Below are 11,768 nucleotides of genomic sequence, written 5' to 3'. Positions count from 1 at the left end.
TGCTCTGCGATTCCTCAGTTAGCTAATACATCAAACACTCCATTTACTGGAGCCATTTCCCTTTGGGTTGCGTGTTATTTCTAATACAGCAATTTGGGACACTTTTTTCTATGTCGGATTGGTAATACTGACGCCATATTCATTTATGGGCTCAATAATGCTATTCAAACATCCCATCTCTCTGCTAACGATTATTCGGCTTAACCCATTAAAGGTCGCCGCGACTTGGTTAATGGTTCTGGCTGAAAACGTGATGCTTATTCTGCTTCCACTGTTTATTGGTTACGCCATCGACGGCGTCTTAAACCAAAGCTTCCAGCCTTTGATGATGCTGGCACTGATTCTCTTTGTACTGGTCATTCTAAGCGTGGTTCGTCGCTTCTACGACACCCGTTTGTATGGTGCTATTCGTGTAAAACTGGCAAATATCGTGGAGCGAAACCTGCGTGGCTTATCTGTATCAACCAAAGACGCTCGTCTCACCATGTCGCGTGAGCTGGTTGATTTCTTAGAAGACGATTTGCCTGCTTTGATGACGGCTGTGGTTCAGCTTGTTGCGACTGTGGTGATTCTCTCTACGTTTCATTTCTCATTGGCGCTTTGCATGTTGTTTTCTGGGCTGTCGATGCTTGCGATTTATGGTGTGTTTCACCGAACCTTTACTCGGCTAAACGGCCAATTTAACGACCAAGTTGAACAGCAGGTTCAACTGTTGAGCGGCGTTCGCTTATCTGCGCTTCGTTGGCACTTTGAGCGACTTAAACAGTGTGAAATCAAGCTTTCAGACACCGAGGCGATTGTTTACGGGCTGATCTTTACCGTGCTGTTTGGCGCAGTCGTGGGCAATTTGTGGATGGTGAGCCAGCTAATTCAGCCTACTGCAGGGCAAGTGTTCTCAATCGTTACCTATTCATTGGAGTTTGTTGAAACCGCAGTGATGTTGCCAATTACTCTGCAAACCCTTTCTCGTCTTACTGAGATCAGTCAGCGACTCAATCATACCTCTGTCCAACAGGCTACCAAGGAGATGCCTTATGAAGTTTAAAAAGCCACTTTCGGTATTAGTCGGTTGTGCGGCTATCTTTGCTGCCTTGATTGTTGTCGACGAATTGGAACCTGAGGCAGCGGAACCTGTGAAGAAACAAGCAGTACTGGCACCGGTTTCTGTATTGGAGGTGACACCTTCGCAGCACGAATCGACGTTAAGGGTACTTGGTTTAACCGCTGCTCGTTGGCCAATTCAACTTAAAGCGTCGAGTAGTGCGCAACTTAAGTGGCTGAATGAAAATATTGAACCGGGACAACTAGTGACTAAGGGCGATGTGTTGGCGAGGTTAGATACCAGCGCCGTTGATGCGAACTTGGCGCAAGCGTTAAGTGTGTTAAAGCAAGCTGAGTTGGAATTGAAACAGGCTAAACATGAACAAACTGTCGCTCTTAAAATGCTTAACCCAAAAACAAGTTCGTCCTTTGCGCGCAGGGAGCCTCAAGTGCTTGCCGCGAAAGCCAACCTGCAACAAGCCCAACAAGCTTATGTCAGTGCGAAGAAGCTCGTGGAAGAGTCAGTGATCACCGCGCCTTTTGATGCGGTCGTCATGAAGCGCCACATTAGCCCAAGAGAGTGGGTAGAGGTGGGGCAAGTGACCTTTGAGTTAGCCGCCAGTGATTCGATTGATATCGAGCTTCCGATTTCTGAAATGCATTGGCAACAAGTTCAAGCAGCCCTTACTGAGCCGAGTATCACAGTGGTGAACCGCTCTGGGGATCAGTGGTCTGCAAAGGTGCGCTATGTGTCGCCGCAAGTTGACTCGGTCACTCGCCAAAGACAAGTCGTGTTGTCGGTTGAGGCGCCTTATCAAAGCAAGCCAAGATTGTTTCCAAATCAACAGGTTCAGGCCGTGGTTAACCTCGGTCTACAAGATGACGTCTTAAGCGTACCTTTGAGTGCGATGACGCGAGACGGGTATGTGTGGACGTTGGACACAGAAGATCGCTTACGAAAAGAGTCGGTAACGCTTATTGGGCAAGGCAGCCAAGAGCTTGATATTCGCTTCAATGATCAAAGTGATAAGGCTCGCCGTGTGGTGCAATATCCGCTTTCTTCCATGCTTATCGGTAAACAAGTCGCGCCTAAATTCGATGAAGGTCGCTCTGAAGCCATGCTCGCTGGTAAATCTGATGCAGCACAGATGAAGGAATCAAACCAATGAGTTGGATGACAAAATGGTTCATTAATAACCCAGTCGCTGCCAATCTGTTGATGATGGCGATTGTTATTAGTGGTGTGTTGGCGTTTGGGCACCTGCGAGTGGAGTCGTTTCCACAAATCGCACCGTTATCAATCAGCATTACTGTGGCTTATCCTGGCGGTACTGCACAACAGATTGATGAGAGCGTGACGCAACGAATCGAAGAGTCGATCAGTGGCATTGCAGGTATCAAACAGATCACCAGTCAGTCGAGTGCTGGTGTGTCTCGGGTCGTGGTGCGTAAAACCAGCAGTACAGATTTAGACAAGCTGTTGGATGACATTCGTAACCAAGTAAACGCCATCAACGGCTTTCCCGTGCAAGCAGAAAGGCCGCAAGTGGTGCGTAACGAATTTACCAATTTAGCAGCCTTTGTGGTGGTGTCAGGTCCAAGAACCGATGACGAATTACAACCTATTGCCAAGCAACTTGAACAAGCGCTGAAGAAGAACCCTCAAATTTCAAAGGTTTCAAACTGGGGAACACGAACGCCTCAGTTGGTTATCGAGCCAGACCCTGACCAACTGAAAGCGTTAGGGCTTAGCTTGGAAGATCTCGCAAGTTTAGTTGAGCAGCGTTCGCTTGAGTCTCGTAGCGGCGAGCTTATCAGTAACAAAGGCCGAATGGTGATTCGTGGTGACGGTTATGCCGATGATTTGCAGAAGCTCAATCAGCTAGTCGTGATTTCGGGAAGTAACGGAAAAATACACTTGGGAGACATCGCCAAGCTAACTCGTGGCTACCAATACAGTGGTTCTATCGTGCGTAACAACGGCTCCAACGCTATTGCTTTATTGGTCAGTACTAGCCAAACCGATAACCTGCTTAAAGTCAGTGAAGCGATCAGCGAAACACTGGATGCGCAACGTGCGATTTTGCCGTCGGATATAGAGCTGAATACCATGGCTGATATGGCACCTTATATTGAAGAGCAGCTGTTTCGTTTGAGCGAAAATGCATGGCAAGGCCTGATAATTGTGCTGATCTTACTTGGGATATTTCTAGAGATTAGGCTCGCGTTTTGGGTCGCAATGGGGATTCCGATAGCACTCACTGGAACACTCGCCGCAATGCAGTGGTTTAACTACAGTATCAACGACATCACCTTGTTTGGCTTTATCTTGGTACTCGGTGTGTTGGTGGATGATGCTGTGGTTGTAGGTGAAGCGATACATGAAAAACGGACGGGAAATCCTAGTCATTCCGGCACTTCAAAGCTAAACGGCTCCTCTAATATAAACGGAAAGACAGCCGCTTGGCAGGGCGTGCATTCCGTGTCGGTGGCAACTGTATTTGGTGTGCTAACGACCATTGCTGCATTTTCTCCAATGCTATGGATTAACAATGAACTGGCTAAGGTGCTTGCTGGGTTTTCGGCCGTGGTGATCTTCGCTTTGATCTTCTCGCTGATTGAAAGCAAATTCATTCTACCTTCACACTTGGCTCAGCTCTCTGTGAAAAAGCCATCTACCAGTATTTTCGCCAAGGTTCAGAATGCGGCTCAAGGTGGCTTGCAGTGGTTCAATCTCAACATCTATAAGCCAGTATTGGAGTTTGCACTTGGCTACAAAGTGGCGTCTTTGCTTGGGTTTGTTGCGGTTATCTCATTGGCTTATGGCATGTGGTCGAATGGTGCTATTCGAAGTGCGCTGTTCCCTGAAATTCCAGGCCGTTACATCACAGCAGTGATTGAGTTAGAAGACGGTGCGCCGTTGCCACTGCAGCGCCAAGCTTTGCTGCAAGTAAAGCAAGCAATGACTCAGGTAGAAAATGGCTTGATGGAGGACTATCCATTACAAGAGAAGCCCGTGGTGAACCTGCTTGCATGGTCTGATGGCTATGGCGAAATAGAAGTCACTGCCGAACTTACCAATGAATCTTTAAGCTTATTGCCGGGTAACTTACTGCTGAAGCGATGGCGAGAAAGCACTGGGCAAATTGAAGGGGCTTACTCGACCAAATTCAGCGCAGCAGAGGAGCCTGCTGGTGGTACATTCTTAACGATCTCTTCCAACGATCGTGAATTGGCGTCTCGTGTCAGTGAACAACTAGCAGATACTTTAGCGTCCTTAAAAGGTGTTTCGGATGTTTACGATGATGGTCAGGATGGTTTACCACAAGTTCGCTTAGTGCTGAATCAATATGGTCAGCAGCTTGGCTTAACGCAAGCCACGCTAGCTCAACTTGCAGGCGAAGCATTTGGCGAAAGGGAAGTTCATCGTCTTTTAGAAAACGGACAAGAGACCAAAGTATTGCTGCAATACCCAAGGGATGAGCGCAGAACCTTAGCTCAGCTACAGCAAGCCATTATCATGTTGCCGAACGGTGGTAGCGTGATGATGGGTGATATTGCTGAGTTCCGTCACGAGCAAGAACCGCAAGCGGTTTATCGTCGAGACCGAGAGCAAGTGATTAACCTCTATTGGAAGCAAAACCGCGACCTACAATCACCAGAAAAAACACGTGAGCAACTTGAAGATACGATTGAGTCTCTGCACCTTCAATATCCAAGTGTAACCATTAAAGCGGGTGGTGAATTTGAAGAAATCGGGGAAGTGTCGGATGGCTTTAAATCCGCAATGATTCTGACTCTGCTGATGATCTACATCTTGTTGGCGGTGCCTTTGAAGTCTTACTGGCAACCAATGATTATCATGGCTGTCATCCCGTTTGGATTCGCAGGTGCGATTTTTGGTCACTACTTGATGGACTTGCCGATCAGCATTCTTTCAATGTTCGGTATGATGGCCATGACGGGGATCGTGATTAACGATTCGTTGGTGCTGATCACGCGTTTTAATGCTGAATATCGCCAAGGTGTGCCACTACAGAAGGCGTTAATAATTGCAGGCACCAGCCGGTTGAGAGCGATCTTCTTAACTACGATAACCACTGTGTGTGGCTTGCTGCCTTTACTAAGTGAAACGGCAGAACAAGCACAATACCTAAAGCCTGCAGCGGTATCCTTGGTATTTGGCGAACTGTTTGCCACTGCGGTAACGCTGATTCTGATACCTGTGTTGCTTGGTTTGTTTTGCCGCAAACCGCCTCAAGTTGAAGATCTAATCGAAAATGGAGCGGTCGAACAAGAACCACAGGTACAGACACAGCTCACTTTGGAGCGCTCGTGATTGATTTTATAAAGGACAAAGACGATAGTGAAGCCAAGCGATCGAATTCAATCAAGTCGACAGAGACGAGAGCTTCTATGCCTGAAAACAAAGACCGTATGACGCAACGGAGTAAACCTGACTATCACTCAGTGCCCGGTTTTAAATTGGTGCCTGAGATTGCGTTAGTGGAATCTTTACCTGAGCACCTTCAAAAACGCTTTAGCCATGCGCTTAACTTAATGCATGAAGAGTGGGGGGAGCGTCGCACTTGGGAAGAGATCGCGACCGAGAGCGCAATCTCGCCATACCATTTTCATCGCCAGTTTACTGAGCTGTTTAATGAAACGCCGGGGCAATACCTAAGCCGAGTACGTCTACAGATTGCCGTTAGTTTGTTGATCAATGACGAGCCATGGAGCGTGATTGAGATTGCTCAGTATTGTGGGTTCTCGTCGTCACAATCGTTAGGCAAGGCGCTCAAGCGTGAGCTGGGCGTGACGGCAAAGCACATTAGAGAAATGGGTTACAACGCGACCCCAAAAGAGACGGCCGATTTTATCCAAAGGTTGGCGCATCCAGGTGTGCAGTCTTCCATCGAAAAAGAGTTGGTTAAGTCGATGCCGACAGAGTTGGTTTGGTATCCAGAGCGCGGTATGCAGAAGCTCAAACTAGACGATCCAGACTGGGATACTGCGTTTGAAATGTATGGTCTGAAATCAACACAACTCATGGGCACAACACCAATTAAGCAGATGAGAAACAAGTGGGACGACATAGACGCTGAAATCGGTAACTGGCAAGTGGCTAAAGAGCGTTACGATATGACCATTCCAGAAGGATACTACTTGTGCAGCGATGTTTATCTGGTTTCCGATGTCGCCTACAGTACGGCTTTAGAAGCGCTGTTTAACGCGGTTAAGCAACAAGGCTTGCAGTTAGACGTAAATGGCTATTTGGTGGAGATGATTCGCCATATAGATAATGACGATGTGGAAGGGGTGACTTTCTCTTTTCAGTTGCCCATCTTAACGACCCAAGACAGCGAATAACAAAAAGGCTCCTCATATGAGGAGCCTTTGTTTAATGATAAGCCGCTTTATAGAAGGAGCTTAACAGAGTAGGGGGATTAAGCCTCTGCCGTTACTTTAGAGCTGCTCATCTTTTTAAGTGCTGCGTAGCCAAAGCCTGTTACTAGCGTACCTGCTGCAATCGCCACTAGGTACATAAGTACTGGAGAGATAGCGCCAGGAATCAGTAGTACGAATAGACCGCCGTGTGGAGCCATCAGTTGTGCACCAAACATCATTGATAGAGCGCCCGTTAGTGCACCACCTGCCATACATGCTGGGATAACACGCATTGGGTCTTTCGCTGCGAATGGAATCGCACCTTCAGAGATGAAACATAGGCCAAGAACGAATGATGCTTTACCTGCTTCACGCTCGCCTGCTTCAAACTTGTCTTTCACTAGGAAAGTCGCAAGGCCCATACCTAGAGCAGGAACCATACCTGCTGCCATGATAGCTGCCATTGGTGCGTAAGTTTGTGAAGCCAATAGACCAACACCGAATGTGTAAGCGGCTTTGTTTACTGGGCCACCAAGGTCGAAACACATCATTGCACCTAGAATCACACCTAGAAGAATCGCGTTAGACGTACCCATGTTGTTTAGGAAGTCTGTCATTGCGCTCATTACGCCAGAAACAGGACCACCTACGATGTAAACCATCACAAGGCCAGTGAACAAACTCGCGATAAACGGAATGATCAGGATTGGTTTAAGCGCTTCCATCGATTGTGGAAGTTGAACTTTGTCGGCAATGAACTTCGCAGAGTAACCCGCAATGAAACCAGCCGCGATACCACCTAGGAAGCCTGCGCCTGTTGAGCTAGCCAGCATACCGCCGATTAGACCAGGAGCTAGACCCGGACGGTCAGCAATCGAGAATGCAATAAAACCAGCAAGAACAGGAATCATCAGTGCGAATGCAGAACCACCACCGATAGTCATCAGTGCAGCTGCTAGTGTGCCTTCTTCTTTAAACGCTTCGATACCGAATACGAAAGAAAGAGCGATGATCAAACCACCCGCAACAACCACTGGAAGCATGTGAGATACACCTGTCATAAGGTGCTTGTACACGCCTTTTTTCTCATCAGCTGGTGCAGCTTGTGAAGAAGAAGCTGTGTGTTGGTATGGCTTAGCTTCAGCGAACGCTTTCTCAACTTCTTGTTGAGTCTTCTTAAGAGCTGGACCCGTTGTTGTTTTGTAAAGAGGCTTACCGTTGAAACGATCCAGTGGAACGTCGATGTCAGCTGCGATGATAACTAGGTCAGCGTCTGCGATTTCTTGGTCTGTTAGTTGGTTCTTAGCACCTACAGAGCCGCGAGTTTCCACTTTGATTTGGTGACCTAGGCGTTTGCCTTCTGCTTCAAGCGCCTCTGCTGCCATAAAGGTATGTGCAACACCCGTTGGACAAGCAGTAATCGCAACGATCTTTTTGCTACCTGTAGCTGGTGACGTACCCGTCACTTCAACAGTGCTCTCAACTTGAGAAGCGTCTAATACCGTTGCTTCTGCTACCGCTTTCTCTAGAAATGCTTTTGCATCTGCAGTGCACTCAGAGATAGCAGCTTGGTAAACCTTTTTGCCTACGAAACGTGTTTTATCTACGTTTGTGTTAGCTGCAATAACCACAACGTCGCTGCTGTCGATAGCGTCTTGTGATACTGGAGATTCAGGTAGTACGCTTGATTGGCATTCAATAGCGGCGTTCCAACCCAGTGCTTTTGTTGCTTGCTCTAACAAGCCTGCTGCGATGATGCTGTTTGCTACGCCACTTGGGCAAGCTGTGATAATGGTAATATTCATAATAAACCTTTTGTCCTATTTGCTTGTGTCTAACTGGCTAGTTGGAGCACTAAGCGCCTGTAATTGGATATTTTGTAGTACTGAATCCAGCTCTTGTTGGCTGGTGATGCCCACGCCTACCTGTGAAACTGCTAGAGCAGATAGGGCGGTTGCGAATTTAATAAGTTCTGGTTTTTGCATCTGTTGCATGTGACCCCAACACAGGCCCGCAACTAAGGTGTCGCCTGCGCCTACTGTGCTTACCACTTGCATACGCGGCGGTTGAGCATGTAACCATTCACCTTGGTTTAGCCACATCACGCCTTCAGCGCCAAGTGATACCACGATGTTATCGATGCCTTTTTCACTCAGGGCTTGGCCTGCGTGTTGGCATTGGTCACGTGTGGTCAGTTCTGCATTGAACAGCTGAGACAGCTCTTCGTCGTTTGGTTTAATCAACCAAGGCTGAGCATTGATACCGGCTTTTAGTGCGTCACGGCTGCTGTCGAACAAAACCTTTTTACCTAGGTCTCGTAAGCGTTGTACCCAAGAAGCGCAAAGCTCTGGCGATACGCCTTGTGGCAAACTGCCTGCAATCACGAAGTATTCGTGGTCTTTAGCCAGCTCTAGCAAGGTTTCTTCAAACGCTTTAACAGCGTCAGCATCAACAGGAACACCTGGGAAGTTGATGTCGCTAACTTGGCCAGAGTTCTCTACCAGTTTTACGTTGATGCGAGTTGCGCCATCAACACGGATAAAGCGGTCAGTTGCGCCCATCTGTTCAAACAGTTGGCAGAAGGCTTCTTCGTTATTGCGACCAAGGAAGCCAGTCACGGTTACTTTAGCGCCAAGCTCTGAAAGTACTTTTGCTACGTTTACGCCTTTGCCTGCTGCATGCAGTGAGCCTTTGTTCACTAGGCTAACTGAACCTACATTTAGTGCGTCGATAGCACCTGTCAGGTCTAGGGCAGGGTTAAGCGTAACGGTAACGGCTTTGATTTGTTTATCAGACATATCGATTCCTTAACCTTCGCCAAGGCCTGAAGCGATAGCTTTGCCAATCGATTCAAGTGCTTGTGCTGCATCATCACCTTCAGCAACAAACTGAAGCTGGTGACCGTGTTTAACGCCAAGTGCGATGACTTTCATCAAGCTCTTCGCGTTCACTTCTTTTCCGTCGCCATCTAGGTTTGAAACGCGGATAGTTGATTCGAATTTCTTCGCTTCAGCAACCAACATTGCACCCGGGCGAGCGTGTAGGCCGTGTGCATTCTTGATTTTGAATACTGCGCAGTTGTCATCGTCTTGAGACGCTGTAGAAACCGCTTCACCTTTTAGAAGGCCAATTACTTGTGCAATATCAGCCGTTAACAGTTGTTGCTGTTTACCTTCGAAAACCATCTTGCTTAGGTTTGCCAGAATAGATTGGTGCGCGCTGTTACAAGCGGCGAAAGCGACTAATGCTTTCACTGGTGTGCCTTCGTACTCACAGTGGTTTGCTGTTGAAACAAACGATACACCAGTGCGAGTTACGCCTTTATCGCTGCCCAACAACCACAGGCCTTGGCCTAGGTGAGTCGGTGTTTTTGTTACTAGGTCAGCAACGAATGCGTTGTCTGTGCAACCTGTGTTCTTAAGTAGGCCGCCCGCAACTGCAGACATTTGAACCATGTCGCTTGCAGGGAATAGTAGCTGAACTAAAGAAGCGTCTAGGTCGGCTTCTAGCTGAACTTCGCCATTAAGTAGGGCGATGATTTCGTCTTCTGATTTCGCTTGCTTTAATTTCTCTTCAACGCCGTCTGCCGCTAGAACCTTTGTTAGTTGCTTAAGGATGCCTAAGTGCTCGTCAGATTTCGCTGCAATACCAATTGCTACGTAAACACGGTTGCCGTCTGCCCAATCAATGCCTTCTGGGAAGTGGTGAACGGCTACGCCTGTCTCTTTTACTAGGCCACGCGTGTCAGTGGTACCGTGAGGAATCGCGATGCCGTTACCTAGGAACGTTGAGTTCTGGTTTTCACGGTTCAGCATTCCTTCAACGTAGCCAGAGTCAACTAAGCCTTTCGCGGTTAGGTCGCCAGCAATGTTCTGGATAGCTTTGAATTTGTCATCGGCCGTTTGACCAAGAGTGATGTCAGATTTTGATAATTTAAGCATGGTGCCTCTTTAGCGTATCGCTTGAGAATTTGTGTATCGCTACGATTCAGTCTAGAGCAAATGTTAGTGAGCTTTACTCGTTGCTTGCTCTTTGTTTTATCCTAGCTGAATCGGTTCAGCATTCAGTGTAAAAAAATTCAGCAAAGCCGATTTTGGTTTTCAAAATAGTTTTGCTGCTTGTCGTAATTTCAGTTTCGTTAATAACGAGAAGTTGAATCACGGCAAATGACGCTCAATCCATTCAAAAGGATGATTGAAGTCACTTTTCAGATTTTGCTGAATCCTTTCAGCTTTTATACTGAATCGATTCAGCATATAATTCAACTAATCCAAGGATCAGAAGATTGGTTATATGATCCTACGCACAAAATACAGGTCACCCATATGACACTAGATGAGATTGCCAAACTAGCCGGTGTGTCGAAAACCACAGCCAGTTATGTGATTAATGGCAAGGCGCAGAAATACAGAATCAGTGAGAAGACTCAGCAGAAAGTCATGGCAGTTGTCGAAGAGTATAACTACCGTCCAGACCATGCTGCTTCGTCGCTGCGTGCTGGTAATAGCCGTTCATTTGGTTTGATTATTCCTGATCTGGAAAACAGCAGTTACGCGCGTTTAGCAAAATTGATAGAGCAGAACTCACGTAAAGTGGGTTATCAAATCCTGATCGGTTGCTCTGATGACGATGCAGAAACCGAACGTAAAGTAGCAGAAGCGTTGGTGAGCCGTCGTATTGATGCCTTGCTGGTGGCAAGCTCAATGCCAGACGCCAACGAGTTCTACTTGAAGCTGCAAAGCTCGGGCACGCCAGTGATTGCAATTGACCGTCCGTTAGACGATGAACACTTTGCCTGCGTGATCAGTGAAGATTTCGAAGCCGCGTTTGAACTGACGCATTCGATTCTTGATGACAGCATTCATAGTGTTGGTTTGATAGGTGCACTGCCTGATTTAAATATCTCACGCGAACGTCAGTTAGGTTTTGAAGCCGCAAATAAAGCGCATACTCAACAAACAAGGCTGACAGAAAACAAGCCGATGGTTGTGGGTTATGGTGAGCACTTTGATCGTGAATCCGGTCGAGAAGTGTTTGAAGAGTGGATTGCTAAAGGCACAGTGCCCGATGCGATTGTGACTATGTCTTACACCTTGTTAGAAGGTGTACTGGATGTGATGGTTGAAAAGCCAGAGCTGATCAATCAAGTGAAACTAGCAACCTTTGGTGATAACCGATTATTGGATTTTTTGCCTTTCAAAGTCCATTCACTTCCGCAGCAATTCGAAGTGATTGCCGATAGTGCTTTTGCTTTGGCATTAAATGCGTCGGCTAAGCGTTACCAAGCTGGTATTGAGCTAGTGCCGAGAAGCTTAGTTAGACGAGGCTAACTCGAGCTT

Annotated in this window: 8 protein-coding genes; 5 read left to right on the top strand and 3 right to left on the bottom strand. The window is 47.3% G+C overall.

Annotated features, from left to right (window positions below; genetic code table 11):
- The first annotated feature begins 157 nt into the window (after window positions 1-157).
- The 4 genes from L4C44_RS04490 to L4C44_RS04475 are packed head-to-tail and all read left to right on the top strand — an operon-like array spanning window position 158 to window position 6,411.
- Window positions 158-1,045 carry an ABC transporter six-transmembrane domain-containing protein gene (locus L4C44_RS04490; RefSeq protein WP_428804473.1) on the top strand — a complete coding sequence of 296 codons (888 nt, stop codon included), beginning with the start codon at window positions 158-160 and terminating at the stop codon, window positions 1,043-1,045.
- Window positions 1,035-2,210: an efflux RND transporter periplasmic adaptor subunit gene (locus tag L4C44_RS04485; RefSeq protein WP_428804472.1), complete on the top strand. Its 1,176-nt coding sequence runs from the start codon at window positions 1,035-1,037 to the stop codon at window positions 2,208-2,210. Before L4C44_RS04490 ends, L4C44_RS04485 begins: the two co-directional genes overlap by 11 nt.
- Window positions 2,207-5,380, top strand: a complete 3,174-nt coding sequence (locus L4C44_RS04480) for an efflux RND transporter permease subunit (RefSeq protein WP_428804471.1) — start codon at window positions 2,207-2,209, stop codon at window positions 5,378-5,380. The genes L4C44_RS04485 and L4C44_RS04480 overlap by 4 nt, the downstream gene beginning before the upstream one ends.
- Window positions 5,377-6,411 carry a helix-turn-helix transcriptional regulator gene (locus tag L4C44_RS04475; protein ID WP_428804470.1) on the top strand — a complete coding sequence of 345 codons (1,035 nt, stop codon included), beginning with the start codon at window positions 5,377-5,379 and terminating at the stop codon, window positions 6,409-6,411. The genes L4C44_RS04480 and L4C44_RS04475 overlap by 4 nt, the downstream gene beginning before the upstream one ends.
- A 77-nt stretch (window positions 6,412-6,488) precedes the next feature.
- Here L4C44_RS04475 and fruA read toward each other — a convergent pair whose 3' ends face one another.
- Genes fruA through fruB form a run of 3 tightly spaced genes read right to left on the bottom strand, consistent with a single transcriptional unit; the run spans window position 6,489 to window position 10,370 of the window.
- A complete protein-coding gene (fruA, locus tag L4C44_RS04470) occupies window positions 6,489-8,234 on the bottom strand; it encodes a PTS fructose transporter subunit IIBC (protein ID WP_128163939.1) in 1,746 nt (581 codons plus the stop codon).
- A 15-nt stretch (window positions 8,235-8,249) separates the two neighbouring features.
- A complete protein-coding gene (gene pfkB / locus L4C44_RS04465) occupies window positions 8,250-9,227 on the bottom strand; it encodes a 1-phosphofructokinase (RefSeq protein WP_428804469.1) in 978 nt (325 codons plus the stop codon).
- A gap of 9 nt (window positions 9,228-9,236) precedes the next feature.
- Window positions 9,237-10,370 (bottom strand): fused PTS fructose transporter subunit IIA/HPr protein, encoded by a 1,134-nt coding sequence (gene fruB / locus L4C44_RS04460; RefSeq protein WP_136996423.1) that lies wholly within the window; start codon window positions 10,368-10,370, stop codon window positions 9,237-9,239.
- A 384-nt stretch (window positions 10,371-10,754) separates the two neighbouring features.
- Between fruB and cra the strand changes: the two genes are divergently transcribed.
- Entirely contained in the window at window positions 10,755-11,759 is a 1,005-nt protein-coding gene (gene cra, locus L4C44_RS04455; RefSeq protein ID WP_428804468.1) for a catabolite repressor/activator, read from the top strand.
- The last annotated feature ends 9 nt before the right edge of the window (window positions 11,760-11,768 follow it).

Source organism: Vibrio satsumensis, from assembly GCF_050337435.1.
Lineage (GTDB): Bacteria > Pseudomonadota > Gammaproteobacteria > Enterobacterales > Vibrionaceae > Vibrio > Vibrio satsumensis.
Note: the sequence above shows the minus strand (reverse complement) of the source record. Positions and strands in the feature narration are given on the sequence as shown.

Coding starts and splice junctions, on each gene's coding strand:
- L4C44_RS04490 (WP_428804473.1), top strand. CDS start 158: ATGCTATTCAAACATCCCATCTCTCTGCTAACGATTATTCGGCTTAAC.
- L4C44_RS04485 (WP_428804472.1), top strand. CDS start 1,035: ATGAAGTTTAAAAAGCCACTTTCGGTATTAGTCGGTTGTGCGGCTATC.
- fruA (WP_128163939.1), bottom strand. CDS start 8,234: ATGAATATTACCATTATCACAGCTTGCCCAAGTGGCGTAGCAAACAGC.
- fruB (WP_136996423.1), bottom strand. CDS start 10,370: ATGCTTAAATTATCAAAATCTGACATCACTCTTGGTCAAACGGCCGAT.
- pfkB (WP_428804469.1), bottom strand. CDS start 9,227: ATGTCTGATAAACAAATCAAAGCCGTTACCGTTACGCTTAACCCTGCC.
- cra (WP_428804468.1), top strand. CDS start 10,755: ATGACACTAGATGAGATTGCCAAACTAGCCGGTGTGTCGAAAACCACA.
- L4C44_RS04480 (WP_428804471.1), top strand. CDS start 2,207: ATGAGTTGGATGACAAAATGGTTCATTAATAACCCAGTCGCTGCCAAT.